Here is a 21,735-nt window from a genome sequence, read left to right as displayed (position 1 = left end):
TAAAAATAGCCGCCAGCGCAGTATCTACCTGCGCTGGCGGCTATTTATTTGATAGCGAATCCTGCGCGCAGCTTTAGGCTGGCACAGCCTCCCGCGCCACCGAACCTGCATAGGCCAAGCCGGCCGCCACGCTGGAGAAGCGGTCGCCCGCCACCAGGCGGGAGTGGGGGAACAGGGCCTGCATGGCCTGCTGCAGCGGCGCCAGGGCAGACGAGCCACCTGTGAGGTAGACCACGTCTGGCTGGGCCAGCCCAGCCATATCCACGCAGGACTGGGCGGTTTGCACCACGCGTGCCAGCTGGGCCTGCAGCGCCTGGGCCAGGCCTTCAGGGGTGAGCAAGGCTGTCAAACCGCGCTCTATGCAATCTAGGTCCATGGTCGCCTCCGCCCCGGACAGCGAGCAGGCAATCTTGCTGGTTTCCACATTGGCCAGGATGTGGTGGCCCACGCGCTCTTCCAGAACGTGCATCAGCCGCTGGTGCAGAGCGCGGTCCTTGTAGTCGTCGCGCAGGTCGGTGGCCTGGGCCAGGCTTTTGCGTGAATACGACTGGTGGATCAGGTGCCAGGTGGACAGGTCGAAAAAGATGCCGGACGGCACCTCGCGCCCGCTGGGGCCGGTATGGCCCAGGCCCAGCAGCGGCATGGCGTGGCGCAGGTTCAGCAACTGGTCAAAGTCGGTGCCGCCGATGTGCACGCCGGTGGTGGCCAGGATGTCGCTGGCGCGGTCGGCGTGCAGCTGGCGGCCTGGGCCGACGCGGACCACGGTGAAGTCTGAGGTACCGCCGCCAATGTCCACCACCAGCACCGTGGTCTCGGTGCTGACGCGGCGTTCGAAGTCGAACGCGGCCGCGATGGGTTCCAACTGGAACTGCACGTCCTCAAAGCCCGCCGCACGGGCGGCCTGCTCCAGCGTGGCCTGGGCCAGGGCATCGCGCTGGGCGTCGTCGTCCACGAAATGCACCGGGCGGCCCAGCATGGCGTGCTGCACGGCGTGGCCCAGATGGGCTTCGGAGCGCTTTTTCAATTCTTTGAAGAACAGCACCAGGATCTCGGTGTAGCTGATGAGCTGGCCGTTGACCACGGTTTTCTCGTCCATCAGCCGGCTGCCCAGCAGGCTTTTGATGGAGCGCATCAGCCGTCCCTCGGTGCCCGCCAGGTAGGCCTGCATAGCGGCGCTGCCAAAGCTGGTGTGCTGGTCTTCGTAGGAGAAGAACAGCGCGGTGGGCAGGGTGGGCTTGCCCGCGTCCAGCGGGATGGTTTCCAGGCTGCCGTCTGCCCGCACCAGGGCCGCTACGGTGTTCGAGGTGCCAAAGTCGATTCCCAGCATCATCCCTGTGCCGCTCCCAGAACAGACTTCAGGAAGTTGCTGATGTCAGCCACTTCCTGTGGGTGCACGCTATGCGGCATGGGATAGGTGTGCCACTGCACTGGGTGCCCCAGTGCGGTCAGCGCTTGGCGTGAGCCTTCGGCGCGGGCCAGGGGCACCACCGGGTCGGCCGTGCCGTGGGCCATGTAGATGGGGGTGTTGAAGTTGGCGGGGTGGCGCTCGGTCGCCAGGGTGTCGGCCAGCGGCAGGTAGCCCGACAAGGCCATGATGCCTGCCAGCCGTGCCGGATGGCGCAGCCCGGTGTGCAAGGCCATGGCGCAGCCCTGGGAGAAGCCGGCCAGCACGATGTTTTGGGGTTTGATGCCGCGTGCCACTTCGTGGGCGATCAGGGCCTCGATGGCGCGGGCCGAGGCGTGGATGCCGGCCGCGTCTTCCTGGCGCACCAGGTCCACATTCTTGATGTCGTACCAGGCGGGCATCACGTAACCGTTGTTGATGCTCACCGGCATGGTGGGTGCGTGCGGGAACACGAACCGGATGGGTGCACAGCCGCGCAGGTCCAGCTCGGGCACGATGGCCGCAAAGTCGTCACCGCTGGCACCCAGGCCGTGCAGCCAGATCACAGCGGCGGTGGGCTGCGGCGCGCTTTCAATTTCAATGCGTTGCAACAGGGCATTAAACGAGGCACTAACGGGAGAAGTCATGGGAGTCCATACGGGTAAACCGCGGGTTTGCGGCATCAGAAGGGGGTCGATTCTAAAGACCCGGGCCTACTGCCGCCTCCAAGGCAGGCAAAATCACCGGGTGCTCTATCTCCGCATCCTTATTCTGTTGTCTTTTTGCGCCAAGCTGGGCCCGGCCTGGGCGCAGCCCGCAACCAATCTGCCCGCCAGCAAGGACATGCAGATCGTGCAGCGTATTGACGATGTGCTGGTCGGCGTGGACGCAGTTTCGCTACAGATCGTGGACCGTAACCATGTCAGCGGCAGCTATTTCCTGATCAATCTGCACCAGCCCAGTCCGGTCGCTGGCAGCGCCGAGTTCGTGGTGGACTGCCAGGGGCCGCTGCGCATTGCTACGCTGGAATCGACCCTTCCGTCGGGCTCCCTGAAGGCCGAGACACCCCCGCTGCAGCGGCGCAGCGGGCCGCTGGACATGGCGCAGCTGGTGTTTGCGCCGGTGCACATGCTGGACGGCACCTGGCTGGTGGCTGAATTTGCCTGCCGCAGCAGCAGCCAGCCCGGCCGGGCGCGCCAGATCGCGCGCCAACTGCTGGAGCAGGGCGGGCCGCCCGACACGCGCACCCTGTACTGCGATTTGCGGGCCGATGGCAGCACCCAGGTGCGGCGCGGTGTGGAGCTGCGTTTCAGCGAGCAAGAGGACGCCGTGGCCGTGAACCGGCAGTGGCTCAGCTCCGGCTTTGTGGACAACAAAGAGGTGGTGTTTGGCAGCGGCGCCCAGTGGATCGTGGACCGCCAGGCCAGCCGCGCCCGGTTGCAGGCACCGGGGGGCGAAGTGCTGTACGCCGGCCGGTGCGATAGCCGGGCTCCAGCGCAGTAAGAAACTAGCTCAGCAAAGCCTGCGCGAATTCGCGCGCGTTGAAGGTTTCCAGGTCTTCCAGCTTTTCGCCTACGCCGATGAAATACACCGGAATGGGCCGTTCCTGGGCGATGGCGGCCAGCACGCCGCCCTTGGCCGTGCCGTCCAGCTTGGTGACGATCAGGCCGGTGAGCTGGATCGCATCGTCAAAAATCTTCACCTGGCTAACGGCGTTCTGGCCGGTGTTGCCGTCAATCACCAGCAGCACCTCGTGCGGCGCTGTGGGGTCGGCCTTTTGAACCACGCGGCGGATTTTCTTCAGCTCTTCCATCAGGTGCAGCTGGGTGGGCAGGCGGCCAGCTGTGTCCACCAACACCACGTCGCGGCCACGGGCCTTGCCGGCGCTGACCGAGTCGAAGGCCACGGCGGCCGGGTCGCCGCCGTCCTGGCTGATGATTTCCACCGTATTGCGGTCGGCCCAGACGCCCAGCTGCTCGCGTGCTGCGGCGCGGAAGGTATCTGCTGCTGCTAGCAAAACGCTAGCGCCTGACGCAGACAGATGGCGCGTCAGCTTGCCAATCGACGTGGTTTTTCCGGCACCGTTGACGCCGGTGACCATGACCACCGTGGGCGTGTGCTGGCCGATCACCAGGGCTTTTTCCAGCGGCGCCAGCAGGGCGGTGATGGATTCCACCAACAGGGCCTTCACGGCTTGCGGCTCGGTGGCCTTGGCGGCTTTGACGCGCTGTTTCAGGTCGGCCAGCAGGTGCTGCGTGGCTTTGACGCCGGTGTCGGCCATCAGCAGCGCGTCTTCCAGCTCTTCGTAGAGGGCGTCGTCGATCTGCGTGCCGGTAAAGACGGTGGTGATGCTGGAGCCGGTCTTGCGCAAGCCGTTCTTCAGCTTGTCCAGCCAGCCGGCGCGGGGTGCGGCGGGCTCTGCGACGGCGGCTGGTACCCGCGCTTCTGCAGGCGCGGGTTTGGCTGTAAATGGGTTGCGTAGCCAGCCTGCTGCAGGGGCTTCGGCGGCCGGGCTGGGGGGCGCCACGGGGGCGGCGGTATCGGGGGCGGGAGGTTTTTTCTTGAAAAAGCTGAACATTTGGTGCGTTCTTAGAATCAGCCATTCTATGAAACGTCATTTACTCCTGTTGTGCTGCGGCCTGAGTGCCCTGGCCCACGCCCAAACTGCAGCGCCCGCGGTCACCCGGTGCGACCTGCCGAATGGCATGGCGGTCATCGTCCAACCCGACCACCGCGCCCCCACGGCCGTGCACATGCTGTGGGTGCGTGCCGGCTCCATGGACGAGGTGGACGGCAGCTCGGGCGTGGCCCATATTCTGGAGCACATGATGTTTAAGGGCACGCCCAGCCTTCCGCCGGGCGAGTTCTCGCGCCGCGTGGCCGCCCTGGGCGGGCGTGAAAACGCCTTTACCGCCAAGGACAACACCGGCTACTACCAGCAGATCCCCGCCACCAAGCTGGAAGCGGTGATGCAGCTGGAGGCCGACCGCTTTGCCCACAACCAGTGGAGCGACGAGGAGTTCAAGCGCGAGCTGGAGGTGGTGAAGGAAGAGCGCCGCATGCGCACCGAGGAGTCGCCACGCGCTTTGCTGAACGAGGCGCTGAACGCCACCGTCTTCATGGCCTCGTCCTACCGCCGCCCCGTGGTGGGCTGGATGAGCGACCTGGACGCCATGACGCCCGACGACGCCCGGGCCTTCTACCAGCGCTGGTACACCCCGGCAAACGCCGCTGTGGTGGTGGCCGGCGACGTGGACCCGGCCCAGGTCTGCCAGCTGGCCAGCAAGTACTACGGCAGCATCCCGGCGCGCGCCGTGCCGCCGCGCAAGCCCCGGCTGGAGCCGCTGCAGGCCGGCATCAAGCGCATGGACTTCAAGGCCCCGGCCGAGCAGGCCTATGTGACCCTGGCCTTCAAGATACCCGGCCTGGCTGATGACAACGATGATGCCCTGGCGCTGACCGTGCTGGCCGCCGTGCTGGACGGCTACAGCGGCGCCCGGCTGGACCGCGCGCTGACGCAGGAGCACGGCCAGCCGGGTGGCCCGGTGGCCGACAGCGCTGGTGCCTACAGCGGCCTGATCGGGCGGGGCCCGCAGCTGTTCATCCTGGAAGGCGTGCCTGCCAGCGGCCACACCACCGAACAGGTTGAAGCCGCCTTGCGGGCCCAGGTGGCCCTGGTGGCGCAAAAGGGCGTGACCGAGGCCGAGCTGAACCGCGTCAAGACCCAGTGGGTGTCCAGCGAGGTCTACAAGCTGGACTCGGTGATGAACCAAGCGCGTGAATTGGGCGGCCACTGGGTGCAGGGCCTGCCGCTGGACACCAACCGGCGCCTGATCGAACGCCTGCGCGGCATCACCGGCGCCCAGGTGCAGGCCGTCGCCGCCCGCTATTTTGGCGACGACCTGTTGACCGTGGCGGCGCTGCGGCCCCAGCCGCTGGACCCGAACCGTCAAAAGTCCCGTGCCTTGCCCACCGGAGATCTGCGCTGATGAATACTATTAAAAAGATAGCTGCTTGCGCAGTATTTATATGCGCTGGAGGCCTTTTTTATGTACAAGCTGCGCAAGCCGCCATTCCTATACAGCACTGGACGCAGGGCGGCACCCAGGTCTATCTGGTGCCCAGCCCCGGCATCCCCATGCTGGACGTGCAGATCGACTTCGACGCCGGCAGCCGCCGTGACCCCGTGGCCCAGACCGGCCTGGCCAGCCTGACGGCCGCCACGGCGGGGCGCGGCATACGGGCCAGTGCTGGCCAGCCCGCGCTGGATGAAAACGCCTTGGGCGAGGCCTGGGCCGATCTGGGCGCATCTTTCAGCAGCAGTGCCAGCGCCGACCGCATGGGCTTTGCGCTGCGCACCCTGACCTACCCTGACCTGCTGGACAAGGCCGTGGCCCTGGCCGCCCGCCAACTGGCCGAGCCGGCCTTTCCCGAGGCGCTATGGGAGCGCGAGCGCCCGCGCATCCTGGCTTCGCTGAAAGAGGCGAATACCCGGCCGGCGACGATTTCCGGCCGCGCTTTTTCAACTGCCGTGTACGGCGACCACCCCTATGGCCGCGAGCTGACGCCCGAGACTTTGGCCCGTATCGGCGTGGCGGATATGCGCAAGCTGTACGCCAGCAGAATCCTGCCCTGCTATGCCACGGTCAGCCTGGTGGGGGCGGTGGACCGGGCGCAGGCCGAGCAACTGGTGTCGCGCCTGCTGCAGCGCCTGCCGCAGACGGCGCAATGCCCGGCCCTGCCGGCTGTGCCCGAGGTGGCCCCTTTGCAAAAAGCCAGCGAGCAGCACATTGCCTTTGCTGCGGCCCAGGCGCAGGTGCTGCTGGGCCAGCCGGGATACGCGCGTTCTGACCCTGACTTTTTCCCGCTGCTGGTGGGCAACCACATCCTGGGCGGCGGGGGCTTTGGCTCACGCCTGACCAGCGAGGTGCGTGAGAAGCGCGGCCTGAGCTACAGCGTCTACAGCGCTTTTGCGCCGGGTCGGCATGCCGGCGCCTTCACCATCGGCCTGCAGACCCGTCCCGACCAGGCGGTGCAGGCGCTGCAGGTGGCCAAGGACGTGCTGGCCCGCTTCGTGGCCGAGGGCCCGACGGCTGCCGAGCTGCAGGCCGCCAAGGACAATCTGGAGGGTGGATTCGCCCTGCGCCTGGACAGCAACCGCAAATTGCTGGACAACGTGGCTAACATCGCCTGGAACCATCTGCCACTGGACTACCTGGACCACTGGACAGAACAGATTGAACGTGTGACCCAGGCCGACATTAAGGCCGCGTTCGCCCGCGTACTGCAACCCGAAAAAATGGCCACTGTAGTGGTCGGAGAAAACCCATGAGCACCCTGCAGCGCCCCACCAAATCCCCTGCCAAGAAGACCAAACCCCGCCCCTCGGACCCGCACCCGGTGGGCGGCAAGCCCGGCGAGGTGCGCATCATCGGCGGCCAGTGGAAACGCACCCGCCTGGCGGTGGCCTCCAAGCCCGGCCTGCGCCCCACGCCCGACCGGGTGCGCGAGACCCTGTTCAACTGGCTGGGCCAGGACCTGGGCGGCTGGCGCTGTGTGGATGCGTTTGCCGGCACCGGCGCGCTGGGGTTTGAGGCTGCGTCGCGCGGTGCAGCCAGCGTCCATCTCTACGAGCAAGACCCGGCGCTGGTGGCCCAGCTGAAAGCCACGCAAATCAAGCTGCAGGCCAGTGCCACGCAGATTCAGCGCGGCGATGGCGTGGCGGCTTTGCGCCAGCTGGCCCCGGCCAGCGTGGACCTGGTGCTGCTGGACCCACCGTTCGAGTCCGACCTGTATGCCGGCGCCCTGGCGGCGGCGGCGCGGGCCGTGCAGGCCCAGGGCTTTGTGTACCTGGAGGCCCCCGCAAAGTGGACCGACGAGTTGCTGCAGCCGCATGGCCTGCGCACTTTCCGCTACCTCAAGGCGGGCGCGGTCCACGCCCATTTGCTGCAGCTGCTGGCGGCTGGAGATGCGGGGGGTGCGGCATGAATCCGCCGATTGTGGCCGTCTACCCCGGCACCTTTGACCCCATGACCCTGGGCCACGAGGACGTGGTGCGGCGCGCTACCCAGCTGTTTGGCAGCGTCATCGTGGCGGTGGCAGCTGGCCACCACAAGAAGACCTTGTTCAGCCTGGAACAGCGTATGGAGATGGTGCGCGAATCGGTCAAGGTTTACCCCCAGGTGCAGGTGGAAAGCTTCTCCGGCCTGCTGCGCGACTTCGTGGTGTCGCGCGGCGCCAAGGCCATGGTGCGCGGCCTGCGCGCGGTGACCGACTTTGACTATGAATTTCAGCTGGCCGGCATGAACCGCACCCTGATGCCAGACGTGGAAACCGTCTTCCTTACCCCCAGCGACGGCTTCCAGTTCGTGTCCAGCACATTTGTGCGCGAGATCGCTTTGCTGGGCGGCGAAGTGCATAAATTCGTCTCGCCCTTTGTGCAGCAGCAGCTGGATGCGAAGGTGCGCGAGCGGGCGGCACCCTGAGTCTTTACGTTCGGTGTGGCGTCTGCGACGTTGGCGTGGGCAGCAAGCGGTCCAGCCAGTCCAGCAGCAGGCGGTTCACCGCAGCGGGTTGCTCTAGCGTCAGCATGTGGCCGCACCGGGGCAGCAGATGCAGCTCCGCAGCCGGCACCAGGGCGGCGATTTCGCGGGATAGTTCGGGGGGCGTCATCAGGTCGTCGGCGCCGCACAGCACCAGCGTCGGGCAGCGGGTTTGGCGCAGATGGAGGCGGGCGTCGGGCCGCTCCATCAGGGCCTGGTTCTGCCTTACCCACTGTGTGGTGTCGGCGCGTAAGACCAGCTCCCTGTAGCGCGCCGCCAGTGCTTTGTTGCAGGCCTGTTCACGCGAAAAGGCCATGGCGCTGCTGGCGCGCACGAATTCTGCGACCCGCCCGTCTTTGAACATCTGGATGGCATTTTCCCGTTGCCGCCGGTGGGCCTCGGTTTCCGGGCGGGCGTTGGTGCCCAGCAGGGCCAGCCCCAGGATGCGTTCGGGCGCCAGGCGCGCGGCCTCCATGGCCACCATGCCGCCCATGGAGGCGCCGCACAGCAGCAGTTGGCCCTTGTGTTCTTGCAATAGCGCCTGGGCCATGGCTTCGATCCGGGCGTGGCGTGTATGTACATCACTCACCATTGCACGCCAGCGCGGAGCTAGTGCGGCCAGCTGATCGCGCCATATTTCAGCGTCTGTGGCCAGTCCGGGTATCAATATCAATGCGGGCATGCGGAATCTTTTGGCGGCGGGGGTGGCGTTGAAGGCGGATTTGGGCCTATGCTGGACTTTTCAAAGTTCGAGAGGATAAGCCATGAAAATTCTGTTGCCCCTGGATGGCTCCGACGTGTCTTTGCAGGCGGTGCGGCAGGTGATCAGCCTGGTGCGCCAGGGCTTGCAGGCCAGCGTGGTGCTGGCCAATGTGCAAGAGCCCGCGCAGTTGTACGAGATGGTGATGGCCGCCGACCCTTTGCTGATTGAGCGGGCCAGTGCCCAGGCCGGTGCCCATGCGCTCAAGGCCGGCGAGGCTTTGTTGCGGGAGGCCGATATTCCTTTTGAGTGCGAGGTGGCCAGTGGTGACCCGGCCCATACCCTGATCGACATCGTGGAACGCTACGGCTGCGATATGGTGGTGATGGGCGCGCGTGACAAGGGCAGCCTGCGCAGCGCCTTGCTGGGGTCGGTGTCGCATGAGGTTCTACATGCGGCCAATGTGCCGGTGATGGTGATCAAACCACAGGAGGACGCCTGATGCCCTTCAGACCCTGGGCCGTCAGCCTCAGGCCATTGCTTGCGCTCAAGCAATGCGCGGCGGTGCTGGCGGCTAGCTCTTTGGCGCTGTCGGTCCAGGCGGCCGGCTTCCCTGGTAAAACCATCAGCATCATCGTGCCGTTTTCAGCTGGTGGCCCCACGGACCGGGTGGCGCGAGATCTGGCCGAGGCCTTGCGCAAGCCACTGGGCGGCATCAGCATCGTGGTGGACAACGTTGCCGGTGCCGGTAGCTCCATCGGGTCGGCCAAGGCCGCACGCGCCACGCCAGACGGCTATACCTTGCTGCTCAACCATATCGGCATGGCCACCATGCCCACCCTGGTGCGCAACCTGCCGTTCAAGGTGGAAACAGATTTTGAATACCTGGGCCTGGTGGACGAGGTTCCCATGACACTGGTGAGTAAACCCAGCATGCCTGCCAGCAATTACAAAGAGTTGGCAGCCTGGATTGGGCAGAACAAGGGCCGTATCAACCTGGGCAATGCCGGGGTGGGCTCGGCCTCACACCTGTGCGGCTTGTTGTTTCAAAGTGCGCTGCAAGCCGATATGACTACCGTGCCCTACAAGGGAGCGGCACCTGCAATTACCGATCTGATTGGCGGCCAGATCGATCTGATGTGCGACCAGACCACCAACACTACCAACCAGATCGAGGCCAAAAAGGTCAAGGCATTCGCTGTAACGACAGCCAAGCGCCTGACCACGCCCCTGTTGAAAGACCTGCCGACCTTGCAGGAGCTCGGATTGAAGGACTTTGAGGTCACGATCTGGCATGGCCTGTACGCACCCAAGGGTACGCCAGTAGCTGTGTTGGCCAGGCTGAATGCGGCGCTGAAGGTTGCACTGAAAGACCCGGATTTCATCCGCAAGCAGGCAGATCAAGGGGCCGTCGTAGTTGCGGACAAACGCCTGGAGCCGGTGGAGCACAAGAAGTTCGTGGCCGCCGAAATTGCCAAATGGAGCCCCATCATCAAGGCTGCAGGCGTATACGCCGATTGAGCTCGGCGCAGCCGCTGCAAGCTACCAGGTCACGTCGGCATCTTCCTTGGCGCAGCGGTGCAGCATGGCGATAAAGGGCATGGCGCGCTGCTGCAGAGATACTGTGTCAGCCAGATGGGCCTTGGCTTCTGCGGTGGCTTCCTTGCGTTCCTGGTTGTCTTTTGTAACGGCAGCGTTCAGCGCGGCTTCGGCTGCCGCAAACTCGCTGACCAAAATGATGCCGTGGGCACCTGGCGTCTTACCGATGATTTCCAGTACCTGGCGTCCATTGGCTTCGTGCATGATGAGATCGCCGTCGGCTTTGGATTTGAATTTGTACAGCATGGAAAACCTTTTCAAAGAGGTGTCACTATTGTGCCCTTCTTGGGCGCAATAGACTGGCATCATCCGGCCTTGCATCCGGTTTGGAGCAGATGTTTTCAGTCCTTTTTTCAGGAGTATCTTGGTGAGCGATATCCATATGCAGCGTGAACACACTTTGGGTTTGTTGAATGCCCGCAAACTTGTCGGCGAATGGATCGAGCAGGCCGAAACCCGGCTGGGTATGAGCTGCAGCTACCAGCAAGGCGAGTCCAGCGACGAGATCAGCTTCCAGCGTCCGGGCGTGACCGGAACGGTGCAGATTACCGAGGACCGCTTTGTGTTGGACGCCGAGCTGGGCTTTCTGCTGAGTGCCTTCAAGGACAAGATCGAGTCTGAGGTAGCCCGGCGCATGGACAAGATGCTGGCCCAGGCGGTTTAGGCCGCTGTTTTATGGTGTTGGCTAGAGCTGCGCCTCTAGCAGCTTAGGATCACGTCCCTACACCTTATGCGTGGTCGTGTGTACAGTGGCGCCATTGTTTTTGAGATCGTTCATCTCTATTTTTGAGGATATTCCATGGCCACGAAACAGCCCGGCGACAGCGGCACCACTCCAGAGGGCGGCGCCTCCGCCAATCCATCTGTCAAGGATTCGGCCCAGCAGATATGGCTGGCGGGTTTGGGCGCATTCGCCAAGGCGCAGGAGGAGGGCGGCAAGGTGTTTGAAGCCTTGGTCAAAGAGGGGCTGGGCATGCAGCGCAAGTCCCAGGTCATGGCCGAAGAAAAAATCACCGAAGCCGCCAGCAAGATGACCAACCTTGCCCAGGGCATTACCGAGCGCGCCACCGGACAGTGGGACAAGCTAGAAAATATTTTTGAAGACAGGGTTGCCAAGGCTTTGAAGAAGCTGGGCGTGCCCTCGGCCCGCGATGTGGATTTGCTGCTGCAGCGGGTGGACGCCCTGACCCAGGCGGTGGAAGCACTCTCGGCCCGCGTCGACGATGGCAAGCCTGCTGCCAAGCGGGCGACCCCGCGTAAAACCGCAGCCGACGATAGCTCTGCGGAATAAGACAGGGGTTGTTACTCCTGGACTGAAAAAGGGTGCTGCGGCACCCTTTTTTGTGGTCTGTGCACCGATGACCCTAATAGCGCCATCCCTAGTTTTATCGCCGCATGGCCTGGGGTAGAGTGGGGCATTCATCACAGGGAAGACATCCATGGCGAAAAAAGCGCCGCGCCGCACTGCAGAACGCATTCTGGAGGTTTCGCTGGATCTGTTTAACCGGTTTGGAGAGCCGAACGTCTCCACCACACTGATCTCCGCCGAATTGTCTATTAGCCCCGGCAACCTCTACTACCACTACCCGGCCAAAGAAGAGCTGATCAACGCATTGTTCGACCGCTATGAGCGGGGTTTGACCGAGCTGCTCAATGCCAGCGACGGCGTGCGTGATGTAGAAGACGCATGGTTCTTCATGCACAGCCTGTTCGAGTTGATTTGGGAATACCGCTTTTTGTACCGTGACCTGAATGATTTGCTAAGCAATAACCGCCACCTGGAAACCCATTTTCAGTGGGTGCTGAAGAACAAGACAAGGGCCTTGCGCGCCTTGCTGGACAGCATGGCCCAGGCCGGGGCCTTGCAGATCGATGCCCGCGAGACCGAAGCCACCGCCACCAGCATGGTGGTGGTGCTGACGTACTGGCTGAGCTTTGAATACGTGCGGGACCCGCGCCACGCCATGGAGCCGCAGAGCGCGCAGCTGGCGCCATTGCGCGGCGCCCACCATGTGCTCAATGTGCTGCTGCCTTATCTGGAAATGGGGCAGCGCATGCACCTGCTCAAACTGGTTTCTGCCTATAGTGACGGGGCTGCCAACGTAGCGGCCTGATTCCCCCAGCGAGCAACGCTGCCAACCCAGGAGACATGCCATGACAAAGTGGACGACTTTTCCTTATCCAGGCGCTTTTGCTTTTGATACGGCCAGCCTGGCCAAGAGCTGGCAGCGGCTGCACCAGCTGGATGTGGAGCCACCGCCAGGCGACGCCCGTCTACTGGAGGCCTGGGCGCTGTTCCACAACGGTGAATTCCAACAAGCCACCGAAGCCGGGCTGGCACTGGGGAATGCGGGTATGAACGTGGCCAACAAGGCCTGCAGCATGTACGCCACCTATCTGGAGCCGCGTGAGAAGGCGCGGTTGGACCTGTTCCTAGACGTGGCCAAGCGTGCACAAGCCCAGGCCGAGTCCGAGCCGAGCAACGCCAATGCCTGGTACTGGCATGCCTATGCGCTGGGGCGTTACAGCCAGTGCATCAGCGTGGCCAAGGCGCTGGCCCTGGGCTTGGGCGGCAAGGTCAAAGATTCCTTGGAGCGCACCATCCGTTTGCAGCCGCACCATGTGGCGGCCCATGTGGCCCTGGGGGCATTCCATGCCGAGGTGATTGACAAGGTTGGCCCCTTGATTGGCAGCATGACCTATGGCGTGAGCAAAGAGGAAAGCCTGCGCCTGCTGCGTGAGGCACTGCGTATGCATCCGAGCTCGGCCATTGCCCTGGTGGAATATGCGAATGCCTTGGTGATGCTGAATGGCGAGGCGTCCATGCCCGAGGCCACGCGTCTGTATGAGCAGGCCTCGGGGGTGGAGCCGCTCGACGCTTCCGAGCGGCTTACGGCGGACCTGGCCCGCGCCGAACTAGAGTCTTAGCTCGCGGTTTCCAGCAACCGGACTTCGCCGCGCAGCGAGAACGACATGGCCTCGGTGATGGTGACGTCCACCATCTGGCCGATCAGGCGTTCAGGCCCTTGGAAGTTGACGGCCCGGTTGCATTCCGTGCGGCCCATCAGCTCCAGGCCATGGGCACCAGGGCGGCGTGAAGGGCCTTCCACCAAAATCCGCTGAACGGTACCCACCCGCTGGGCGGCAATGGAGCGCACGCTGTCGTTCAACACGGTCTGCAGGTGCTGCAGGCGTGCCAGTTTCACCTCGTGCGGGGTGTCGTCTGCCAAGTTGGCCGCCGGCGTGCCGGGGCGGGGGCTGAAGATAAAGCTGAAGCTGTTGTCATAACCCACGTCGTGCACCAGCTTCATCATTTTCTGGAAGTCTTCCTCGGTCTCGCCTGGAAAGCCCACGATGAAATCGCTACTCATGGCCATGTCAGGGCGTATCGCGCGCAGCTTGCGCACCGTGCTCTTGTATTCCATAGCGGTATAGCCGCGCTTCATGGCCATCAGGATGCGGTCGGAGCCGTGCTGCACCGGCAGGTGCAAATGGCTGACCAACTTGGGCAGCTTGTCGTAGGCATCGATCAGGCGCTGGGTGAACTCGTTCGGATGGCTGGTGGTGTAGCGGATGCGTTCGATGCCGGGAATGTCGGACACGTATTCCAGCAGCAGCGCGAAGTCGGCAATCTCGGCAGTGTCACCCATGCTGCCCCGGTAGGCGTTCACGTTCTGGCCCAAAAGCGTCACTTCCTTCACACCCTGGTCGGCCAGGCCGGCGACTTCCACCAGCACGTCATCGAAGGGGCGTGAAACCTCTTCGCCGCGCGTGTAGGGCACCACGCAGTAGCTGCAGTATTTGGAGCAGCCTTCCATGATGCTGACGAAGGCGGAGGCGCCTTCTACACGGGCTGGCGGTAGGTGGTCGAACTTCTCGATTTCCGGGAAGCTGATGTCCACCTGGGGCCGGCTCTGCAGCACGCGCTGGTTCAGCATCTCGGGCAGACGGTGCAGGGTCTGCGGGCCAAACACCACGTCCACATAGGGTGCGCGGGCGATGATGGCTGCACCTTCCTGGCTGGCCACGCAGCCGCCCACGCCAATTTGTACACCCTTCTTTTTCAGGTGCTTGATGCGACCCAGGTCGCTGAAGACTTTCTCTTGCGCCTTCTCGCGCACCGAGCAGGTGTTGAACAGGATCAGGTCGGCTTCGTCCACGTTCTGCGTGGTCTCGTAGCCTTGCGCTGCATGCAGCACGTCCACCATCTTGTCCGAGTCGTACTCGTTCATCTGGCAGCCAAAGGTTTTGATAAAGACTTTTTTACTCATTGGGTACTTTCTGGGCAGGCGGTAGTAGCTCTAGGCCGCATGCCATTGCAATGCTTGGAATCGTGCTGCCGCCTGGGCTGGCGGCGCCAGGTATCAGAGAAATCAGAAAAAGAAGAAGCGTTTGGGTTTGGTGCCGTTACGTTCCAGGGCCGCCTCGGCCTCGGTCAGTATCCAGATTTCGGACAGCAAGCCGCTGGTGTCGCGGGTGTAGTTCACCCACATGGTTTGTCCCACCAGGCTGCCGGACAGCACCAGCAGATTGTTGGTGCCATGGATGCGTGCGCCGGGCGAGAGCTGATCGGCTTTGCCGTCCATTTCGACCTGGGGTGGCAGCGTTACTTGCAGCGATCCGCGCAATGCGCTGGCCGGGAAGTCTCGGGTCTGCGCCGCAACATTTAAAGAAAAAATGGCTGTGACGCAAAATATGACTGCGCTGATAGCTATAAAAAATATAGCAGAGAGGGAGCGTGATGGTGTAGGCATGCAGCGATTCGTGGTGTACATCCAGAGGCTGGGTAGCCGCGATTTTACCGCGTGACCCCGGCTGCCACCTTGGACATGGTGCGCTGCGTAAAGATGGCTTGGATATTGCTCGATGTCATGGAATAGTCGCGGAATGGTCATAAACCGTCACTAGCATTGCGCCAGCTAAGGGGGAGCGCTAGTATGCAATCGGGGGTCTAGTTGTAATTTTTTGGTAACTGTTTAGACCTTTTGTCTCCAGCCTGGGCTGGGTGTTTGTGGATGTTGTTGCCTTGGCGCGCCGGTCTGCAAAACCCCTGATCTTTCACTGTCAACTGTCTCTCTGCTAGATAACGAAAAGGAAGTGATATGCCTCGTCAAATGTTCAAGCTCCTCGCTGTGTCGGCTGCCGCTGCTGTGGCACTGGGTAGCGCCCAGAATGCCTCGGCCCAATCGGCCCAGCTCGTTGCAGCGGCCAAGGCCGAAGGCGAGTTGACTGTGATCGCGCTGGCGCGATCGTGGTGTGGCTACGGCAAGATGATTGACGCCTTCAAGGCCAAGTACGGCATCAAGGTCAACGAACTCAACCCCGACGCGGGTTCTGGCGATGAACTGGAGGCCATTAAGGCCAACAAGGACAACAAGGGCCCGCAAGCACCCGACACCATCGACGTGGGTTTGTCCTTCGGCCCGCAGGCTAAGGCAGCCGGCTTGCTGCAACCCTACAAGGTCGCCAGCTGGGCTTCTATTCCGAATGACTCCAAGGACGCCGACGGCTACTGGTACGGCGACTACTACGGCGTGCTGGCCTTCGAGGTGAACACCGACCTGATCAGCAAGGTGCCCACCGACTGGAGCGACTTGCTGAAGCCTGAGTACAAGAATTCTGTGGCTCTGGCAGGTGACCCGCGCGCTGCAAACCAGGCCATTCAGGGCATCTACGCTGCAGGTATTTCCAAGGAGCCCAATGATCCTGCCAAGGCCGCCGTCGCAGGCCTGACCTTTTTCCGTGATTTGAACAAGGCCGGCAACTTTGTGCCCGTGATTGGCAAGGCTGCATCGCTCGCACAAGGCACTACCCCCATCATCATCCGTTGGGATTACAACGCTCTGGCAGACCGCGATGCGTTGAAGGGCAATCCCAATGTCCAGGTCGTGGTGCCAAAGACTGGTGTTGTGGCGGGCGTTTACGTGCAAGCCATCAGCGCGTATGCACCGCACCCGAATGCAGCCAAGCTGTGGATGGAGTATCTGTACTCCGACGAAGGCCAGGCCGCTTGGCTGGACGGCTACTGCCACCCCATTCGCTTTGCCGATCTGATGGCCAAGAAAAAACTGCCTAAGGCCAGTTTGGACAAATTGCCAGCAGCTGCCGGGTATGCGAAGGCAGTGTTCCCGACACTGGAGCAGCAAGGCGTTGCCAAAGAAACCATTACCAAACAGTGGGACACCCTCGTCGGTGCTGCTGTGAAGTAATCCAAAACATTTGGACAGTGCTGGCATGACCGGGCTCGGTCATGCCAGTTCCCTTTTGGCTTTCTCGCTTGCCTGAGAGGCGCTGCTACAAGTGGCTCATAGTGACTAATTCTTCAAGTATGGCGTCCTCAGCCATTGCGCCCAGGCCGGGCGGTGGACTGGGCTGGAGTTGGCTGGGGGTTGTTCCCTTTCTGCTTTTTGCGACAGTTTTCCTGCTTTTGCCCACCAGCTACCTGATGGTGGGCGCGTTCCAAGATTCGGCCGGTCATTTCACGTTGAACAACCTGCGTGGGTTGTTGGACGACAACGTTGTCAACGCCTACTGGATCAGCTTTCGTATCAGCGCGGCATCCGCCATCGGTGGTGGCTTGATCGGCTTCCTGTTGTCCTGGGCTGCGGTGCAGGGCCAGTTACCTGCCTGGATACGGCCTACGCTGATGACTTTTTCCGGCGTGGCATCCAACTTTGCGGGCGTGCCTCTGGCCTTCGCGTTTTTGGCGACGCTGGGGCGTGTGGGCCTGGTGACCACGTTGATGCGCAAGTACCTGGGCTTTGACCTGTACTCCACCGGCTTCAGCATCCTCAGCTTTACCGGCCTGACTCTGACCTATCTGTACTTCCAGATTCCCCTGATGGTGCTGATCGTATCGCCCGCACTGGAGGGGCTGAAGCGCGAGTGGCGCGAAGCCTGCGACTGCCTGGGCGGCTCGTCCTTCCACTACTGGCGCTACATTGCCTTGCCGATCTTGTGGCCCAGCATCATGGGCGCGATGCTGCTGCTGTTTGCGAATGCGTTTGGTGCTGTGGCAACCGCCTATGCGTTGACAGGTAGCTCGCTGAACATCGTGCCTATCTTGCTGTATGCGCAAATCCGTGGCGATGTATTGCACAACCCCAATCTGGGCTATGCCCTGGCCCTGGGCATGGTGGTGATTACCGGCCTGTCCAATGCCGGCTACATCTGGCTGCGTAGCAAGTCCGAAAAGGGGCGCACATGAAACCAGCATCGCAATCCACATCGCGATTAGGAGCCTGGATCGCCATCGGCGTGGGCGCCAGCTATTTTCTGATCCCGCTGCTAGCCACATTTGAGTTCAGCCTGCGCATGCTGCGCGGCGAGTACACCTTTGAGGCCTACCGGGTGGTGTTTAGCGACCCGCAATTCCAGGCCACGTTTGGCTACTCCATCATGATGGCGGTTATCACCATCATCGTGGGGGTGCTGCTGGTAGTGCCCACGGCCTATTGGGTGCAACTGCGCCTGCCCAAGCTGCGGCCGCTGGTGGAGTTCATCACCTTGCTGCCGTTGGTGATTCCGGCCATCGTGATCGTGTTCGGCTATCTGCGGATTTTCAACAGCAGCTCCTGGATACCCCTGACGGGCAACGAGCGGGCCACAGACTTCTTGCTGGTCTGTAGCTACGTGACTTTGTCGCTGCCGTACATGTACCGCTCCATCGATACCGGCTTGCGTGCCATTGACGTGCGCACGCTGACCGAGGCGGCCGAGGTGCTGGGCGCCAGCACCTTCACCATTTTGTTCAAGGTAATCTTCCCCAATGTGCGTTCGGCGATTTTGTCGGGCGCTTTTCTGACCTTCGCGGTGGTGATCGGTGAGTTCACCATGGCCAGCCTGTTGAGCCGGCCGGCCTTCGGCCCCTATCTGCAACTGGTGGGTGCCAACAAGGCTTACGAACCCTCCGCGCTGGCGGTGATGGCCTTTATGTTGACCTGGGCCTCGATGGGCCTGATACAGGTGTTTGGCCGCAGTGCCAAAAACGTCACCAAGCCCTGAACCCGTATATCCAAGTACACCCACTGTCTACCCACCACACCGCGATGGCTTTCCTCGAAATATCCCACCTGAAAAAAACCTTCGGTAACCAAACCGCGGTGCATGACTTCACCATGGATATCGCCAAGGGCGAGTTCATCACCTTTCTGGGCCCTTCCGGTTGCGGCAAAACCACCATCCTACGCATGCTTGCCGGTTTTGAAGGAGCGTCGGGCGGCAGCATCAAGTTCGATGGGCGCGACGTCACGCACGTGCCCACCAGCCAGCGCAAGATCGGCATGGTGTTCCAGTCGTACGCGCTGTTCCCGAACATGACCGTGGCCGAGAACATCGGATTTGGCCTCAAGGTCGCCAAGATGCCGGTGGAGCAAATCCACGCACGCGTGGAAGAAATGCTCAAGCTGATCGGCCTGGGGCACCTGGGTGGGCGCTATCCCTGGCAGATGTCGGGCGGCCAGCAGCAGCGCGTGGCGCTGGCGCGGGCCCTGGCCGGTAAGCCCCAGGTCTTGCTGCTGGACGAACCCCTGTCGGCGCTGGACGCGAAGATCCGCGTCTCGTTGCGTGAAGAAATCCGTGCGGTGCAACGCGAGCTGGGCATTACCTCCATCTTCGTCACACACGACCAGGAGGAGGCCTTGTCTATCTCCGACCGCATCGTGGTGTTGAACGAAGGCCGGGTGGAGCAAATCGGTACTTCGTCCGAGGTTTACAACTTTCCACGCACGCGGTTTGTGGCGTCTTTCGTGGGCACGCTGAACTTGTTGTCCGGTGTGGTTACGGATGCGGCTTCTGGCAGGTTGCAGGTATGCGGCCAAACGCTCACCACCGCCAACCCCATGCCTGGCGCCGCGACAGGTCAAAACCGTGCCCTTGCGATTCGGCCCGAGGCCATTTCGCTGGAGGCACCTGTGCCTGGCCGCAACTCGCTGGCCGCGACGGTGGAAGACGTGAATTTCCTGGGGGCCGTGGTGCGCATACGCGCGCGCGTTGATACGGCAGTGATTTCTTTGGATGTATTCAACAACCCCAGCCATGCCCTGCCAGAACGCGGCGCGCCTGTGCATTTGGGCTTTTCCTTCGACAACCTGCTGGTACTCGAAGAGGCGGCCTGAGCATGCTTGCGGACAACGCCATGACCGGCTGGTCGCCCGCGAATCGGCGCGCCCTGGACCGGGTGCGGAGCTCCCTGGGCCACACCGCTGCCAGCTATGACCCGGCCAAGAAGCCGTATGCCGTATTCGACTGGGACAACACCTGCATCATGAACGATGCAGAAGAAGCCTTGCTGCTGTACCAGGCTGAGCAGTTGCGCTTCAAGTTGACACCCGCCGAGTTTGCCCATGTGCTGCGCCTGGGGGTGCCCGAGGGTCTGTTCCATGCGGACTGCAGCAACTTGCAAGGCCAGCCTGTGGACATGCAAGATCTGACTGCCGATATCGACGAGGCCTACAGCTGGCTCTACGCCCGCAGCGAAACGCTGGGCGGTACAACGCCATTGGCCGAGCTGGTGCAAACCCCGCAGTACCAGAACTTCTGCGCCAAGTTCTACTTCATGTACGGGGCGCTGTGCGACAGCTACCCGATGGAAGTGGGTTACAAGTGGATCATCTATTTGTATAGCAACTTCAGCACAGCCGAGCTGCAGTCCATGGTGTTGGATGCGGTGGCCCACAATTTAGCGCTGCCACTGCAACAGGCGGCCATTACCAGCAGCGCAGAGCTACCGGGCCGGGCCGGCCAGCTTGCGCCGGTGCACTTCTATGGCATGCGCGTGCATAGCGAGATGGCCGAGCTGATGCGTGAGTTGCGCGCCAACGGTTTCGATGTGTTCGTGTCCACCGCATCGCTGGACGACGTGGTGCGTGCGTATGCAGGCCACCCCGGTCTGGGATACGACGTGCCGCCAGAAAATGTGCTGGGCCTGAAGCTGGAGATGTTGGACGGCAAATACACCCCGGTGTACCGCAAAGATTGGCATTTCAACTGGGGCCCGGGCAAGACACTGGGCATTCAAAAACACTGGGTTGCCACTAAGGGCTATGTGCCGGCTCTGGTATTCGGCGACAGCGATGGCGACGCCTGGATGATGAAAGACTTTGCCGACACCCAGCTAGGGGTGATCATCAACCGCCTGCACCCTGGTCAGATTGGCCTGAACAGCCAACAGGCCGCCGCCACGCTGGGCCAGGCGGATGCACGCTTTGTGCTGCAAGGCCGGGACGAAGCCCGGGGCTGCTTCAACGGCCAGGAACAGACGCTGAAATACGGACGCAGCGCCCCGCAGTTACTGGTTTGATGTAATGGCCGCGCTGCTGCTGTGCGTGCCGCGCAGCGTGGTGTACGCCAGTGCGAATGCGACCACGGCCGAGCCGGCGATGCCCACCACCATGGGCCTAGCGCTGCCATCCAAAAACAGGCCAACCAAGGCCATCACCAAGGCGCCTGCTGCGAACTGCAGCGTACCCATCAGTGCCGATGCGGTGCCGGCAATGTTGCCGTGCTTCTCCAGCGCCAGCACGCCGGTCAGCGGCATCATCAGCCCCAAGAATCCATAGCCCACGAACAGCATGCCGATGAATACATCCAGCCGGTCCATGTCCATCAGGTTGAGCAGCAACAGCAGGACCATGGTGGCTGCGTAGCCCGCGCCGGCGGTCTTCACTAGCGGTGCCAAGCCGTAGCGCGCACCCAACTTACCGGTGAACTGGGCGGCACCGATAAAGGCTGCTGCGTTCAGCGAGAAGGCCAGGCTGTACTGGCGCGGCGTCAGGCCGTAATGGTCGATCAGCACAAAGGACGAGTTCGCCAGGTAGGCAAAAAAGCTGGAGATGCCAAATGCGCCTATGCCCACCAGCCCCAGGTAGTGGCGGTCGCGCAGCAGCAGGCCGTAGGCGGCCACGGCGCTGCGCAGATTACTGCCTGCGCGCTGGGCGGGCGAGCGGGTCTCGGGCAGGCTGGTGGCCAGCAGCACCAGGCCCAGGCCTGCGGCCAGGGTCACAGCCCAGAACACGCTGCGCCAGCCGGCCCATTCGATCAGGAAGCTGCCCGCCAGTGGCGCCAAGATGGGCGACACGCTGAAGACCAGCATCAGCATGGACATCAGCCGGGCCGCCTCGGGCCCGGTGTGCAGGTCGCGCACTACGGCATTGGGAATGACCATGCCGGCACATGCGCCCAGGCCCTGCACAAAGCGCATCACTACCAGGGTGTGGATGTCGGGTGCCAGGGCGCAGCCCACGCTGCCCACGGCGAACAGGCTGAGGCCGAAGTACAGCGGCACCTTGCGTCCCAACATGTCCGATGCCGGGCCGTACAAAATTTGCCCGATGCCCAGCGCCACAAAGAAAGCCATCAAGCTGGCCTGCACGGCGGTCATGCTGGCGCCCAGCGTCTGGCCTATGGAAGGCAGGGCGGGCAGGTACATGTCGATGGCAAACGGGCCAATGGCCGACAGCAGGCCCAGCACCAGCGCGGTTCGGAAGAAATGCGATTTCATGGAGTTCCTT

General features: G+C 62.6%; 24 protein-coding genes. 16 read left to right on the top strand and 8 right to left on the bottom strand.

Translation table 11 applies throughout. The features are described from left to right. Positions 1–73: 73 nt before the first annotated feature. Together AC4BBN_RS05360 and AC4BBN_RS05355 are read right to left on the bottom strand one after the other, a co-directional pair. Complete coding sequence (locus tag AC4BBN_RS05360) at positions 74–1,330, bottom strand: Hsp70 family protein (RefSeq protein ID WP_490590916.1); 1,257 nt, start codon at positions 1,328–1,330, stop codon at positions 74–76. Then, a complete protein-coding gene (locus AC4BBN_RS05355) occupies positions 1,327–2,031 on the bottom strand; it encodes an alpha/beta hydrolase (RefSeq protein WP_490590915.1) in 705 nt (234 codons plus the stop codon). Before AC4BBN_RS05355 ends, AC4BBN_RS05360 begins: the two co-directional genes overlap by 4 nt. A 100-nt stretch (positions 2,032–2,131) precedes the next feature. Here AC4BBN_RS05355 and AC4BBN_RS05350 point away from each other — a divergent pair, with 100 nt between their 5' ends. Continuing rightward, positions 2,132–2,887, top strand: coding sequence for a hypothetical protein (locus AC4BBN_RS05350; protein WP_490590914.1), 756 nt, complete (start codon positions 2,132–2,134; stop codon positions 2,885–2,887). Between the two features lie 4 nt (positions 2,888–2,891). Here AC4BBN_RS05350 and ftsY read toward each other — a convergent pair whose 3' ends face one another. Then, positions 2,892–3,962, bottom strand: coding sequence for a signal recognition particle-docking protein FtsY (gene ftsY, locus AC4BBN_RS05345; protein ID WP_490590913.1), 1,071 nt, complete (start codon positions 3,960–3,962; stop codon positions 2,892–2,894). 28 nt (positions 3,963–3,990) lie between these two features. Between ftsY and AC4BBN_RS05340 the strand changes: the two genes are divergently transcribed. Genes AC4BBN_RS05340 through coaD form a run of 4 tightly spaced genes read left to right on the top strand, consistent with a single transcriptional unit; the run spans position 3,991 to position 7,869 of the window. After that, the gene (locus tag AC4BBN_RS05340; protein ID WP_490590912.1) at positions 3,991–5,373 is read left to right on the top strand and encodes a M16 family metallopeptidase; all 1,383 of its coding nucleotides are present in this window, start codon (positions 3,991–3,993) and stop codon (positions 5,371–5,373) included. Then, entirely contained in the window at positions 5,373–6,716 is a 1,344-nt protein-coding gene (locus tag AC4BBN_RS05335) for a M16 family metallopeptidase (RefSeq protein WP_490590911.1), read from the top strand. Before AC4BBN_RS05340 ends, AC4BBN_RS05335 begins: the two co-directional genes overlap by 1 nt. Further along, a complete protein-coding gene (gene rsmD, locus AC4BBN_RS05330; RefSeq protein WP_490590910.1) occupies positions 6,713–7,372 on the top strand; it encodes a 16S rRNA (guanine(966)-N(2))-methyltransferase RsmD in 660 nt (219 codons plus the stop codon). Before AC4BBN_RS05335 ends, rsmD begins: the two co-directional genes overlap by 4 nt. After that, a complete protein-coding gene (coaD, locus tag AC4BBN_RS05325; RefSeq protein ID WP_490590909.1) occupies positions 7,369–7,869 on the top strand; it encodes a pantetheine-phosphate adenylyltransferase in 501 nt (166 codons plus the stop codon). The genes rsmD and coaD overlap by 4 nt, the downstream gene beginning before the upstream one ends. A gap of 4 nt (positions 7,870–7,873) precedes the next feature. Here the strand turns inward: coaD and AC4BBN_RS05320 are convergent, their stop codons facing one another. Then, positions 7,874–8,608 (bottom strand): alpha/beta fold hydrolase, encoded by a 735-nt coding sequence (locus AC4BBN_RS05320; RefSeq protein WP_490590908.1) that lies wholly within the window; start codon positions 8,606–8,608, stop codon positions 7,874–7,876. Positions 8,609–8,690: 82 nt separating this feature from the next. Here AC4BBN_RS05320 and AC4BBN_RS05315 point away from each other — a divergent pair, with 82 nt between their 5' ends. Next, positions 8,691–9,128 (top strand): universal stress protein, encoded by a 438-nt coding sequence (locus AC4BBN_RS05315; RefSeq protein ID WP_490590907.1) that lies wholly within the window; start codon positions 8,691–8,693, stop codon positions 9,126–9,128. Continuing rightward, positions 9,128–10,147 (top strand): tripartite tricarboxylate transporter substrate-binding protein, encoded by a 1,020-nt coding sequence (locus AC4BBN_RS05310; RefSeq protein WP_490590906.1) that lies wholly within the window; start codon positions 9,128–9,130, stop codon positions 10,145–10,147. Before AC4BBN_RS05315 ends, AC4BBN_RS05310 begins: the two co-directional genes overlap by 1 nt. A gap of 21 nt (positions 10,148–10,168) precedes the next feature. Here AC4BBN_RS05310 and AC4BBN_RS05305 read toward each other — a convergent pair whose 3' ends face one another. Continuing rightward, positions 10,169–10,471: a DUF1840 domain-containing protein gene (locus AC4BBN_RS05305; RefSeq protein ID WP_490590905.1), complete on the bottom strand. Its 303-nt coding sequence runs from the start codon at positions 10,469–10,471 to the stop codon at positions 10,169–10,171. 121 nt (positions 10,472–10,592) lie between these two features. Here AC4BBN_RS05305 and AC4BBN_RS05300 point away from each other — a divergent pair, with 121 nt between their 5' ends. The 4 genes from AC4BBN_RS05300 to AC4BBN_RS05285 all read left to right on the top strand — a co-directional run bounded on the left by AC4BBN_RS05300 (position 10,593) and on the right by AC4BBN_RS05285 (position 13,153). Next, positions 10,593–10,889, top strand: coding sequence for a polyhydroxyalkanoic acid system family protein (locus tag AC4BBN_RS05300; RefSeq protein WP_490590904.1), 297 nt, complete (start codon positions 10,593–10,595; stop codon positions 10,887–10,889). A 135-nt stretch (positions 10,890–11,024) separates the two neighbouring features. Next, a complete protein-coding gene (locus tag AC4BBN_RS05295) occupies positions 11,025–11,516 on the top strand; it encodes a phasin family protein (protein ID WP_490590903.1) in 492 nt (163 codons plus the stop codon). 148 nt (positions 11,517–11,664) lie between these two features. Then, the gene (locus AC4BBN_RS05290; RefSeq protein WP_490590902.1) at positions 11,665–12,339 is read left to right on the top strand and encodes a TetR/AcrR family transcriptional regulator; all 675 of its coding nucleotides are present in this window, start codon (positions 11,665–11,667) and stop codon (positions 12,337–12,339) included. A gap of 40 nt (positions 12,340–12,379) precedes the next feature. Beyond that, positions 12,380–13,153, top strand: coding sequence for a hypothetical protein (locus AC4BBN_RS05285; protein WP_490590901.1), 774 nt, complete (start codon positions 12,380–12,382; stop codon positions 13,151–13,153). Here AC4BBN_RS05285 and miaB read toward each other — a convergent pair. Further along, complete coding sequence (gene miaB / locus AC4BBN_RS05280; RefSeq protein WP_490590900.1) at positions 13,150–14,496, bottom strand: tRNA (N6-isopentenyl adenosine(37)-C2)-methylthiotransferase MiaB; 1,347 nt, start codon at positions 14,494–14,496, stop codon at positions 13,150–13,152. The genes AC4BBN_RS05285 and miaB overlap by 4 nt on opposite strands. A gap of 102 nt (positions 14,497–14,598) precedes the next feature. After that, entirely contained in the window at positions 14,599–14,811 is a 213-nt protein-coding gene (locus AC4BBN_RS05275) for a hypothetical protein (RefSeq protein ID WP_490590899.1), read from the bottom strand. A gap of 528 nt (positions 14,812–15,339) precedes the next feature. On the opposite strand from AC4BBN_RS05275, the gene AC4BBN_RS05270 reads away from it, so the two are divergent. The 5 genes from AC4BBN_RS05270 (at position 15,340) to AC4BBN_RS05250 (ending at position 20,525) form a co-directional block, all read left to right on the top strand. Next, on the top strand, positions 15,340–16,434 hold the full coding sequence (locus AC4BBN_RS05270) for an ABC transporter substrate-binding protein (RefSeq protein WP_490591391.1): 1,095 nt from the start codon (positions 15,340–15,342) through the stop codon (positions 16,432–16,434). Positions 16,435–16,553: 119 nt separating this feature from the next. Then, positions 16,554–17,432: an ABC transporter permease gene (locus AC4BBN_RS05265; protein WP_490590898.1), complete on the top strand. Its 879-nt coding sequence runs from the start codon at positions 16,554–16,556 to the stop codon at positions 17,430–17,432. Further along, on the top strand, positions 17,429–18,229 hold the full coding sequence (locus AC4BBN_RS05260) for an ABC transporter permease (protein ID WP_490590897.1): 801 nt from the start codon (positions 17,429–17,431) through the stop codon (positions 18,227–18,229). The genes AC4BBN_RS05265 and AC4BBN_RS05260 overlap by 4 nt, the downstream gene beginning before the upstream one ends. Positions 18,230–18,273: 44 nt before the next feature. Next, positions 18,274–19,341: an ABC transporter ATP-binding protein gene (locus tag AC4BBN_RS05255; RefSeq protein WP_490590896.1), complete on the top strand. Its 1,068-nt coding sequence runs from the start codon at positions 18,274–18,276 to the stop codon at positions 19,339–19,341. 2 nt (positions 19,342–19,343) lie between these two features. Beyond that, positions 19,344–20,525, top strand: coding sequence for an HAD family hydrolase (locus AC4BBN_RS05250; RefSeq protein ID WP_490590895.1), 1,182 nt, complete (start codon positions 19,344–19,346; stop codon positions 20,523–20,525). Here AC4BBN_RS05250 and AC4BBN_RS05245 read toward each other — a convergent pair. Then, positions 20,514–21,725 (bottom strand): multidrug effflux MFS transporter, encoded by a 1,212-nt coding sequence (locus AC4BBN_RS05245; RefSeq protein WP_490590894.1) that lies wholly within the window; start codon positions 21,723–21,725, stop codon positions 20,514–20,516. The genes AC4BBN_RS05250 and AC4BBN_RS05245 overlap by 12 nt on opposite strands. Positions 21,726–21,735: the final 10 nt, after the last annotated feature.

This window comes from Rhodoferax sp. SPJ21 (genome assembly GCF_058216335.1).
The sequence above is the reverse complement of the archived record's forward strand: the minus strand, read 5'-3'. Positions and strand labels throughout refer to the sequence as shown.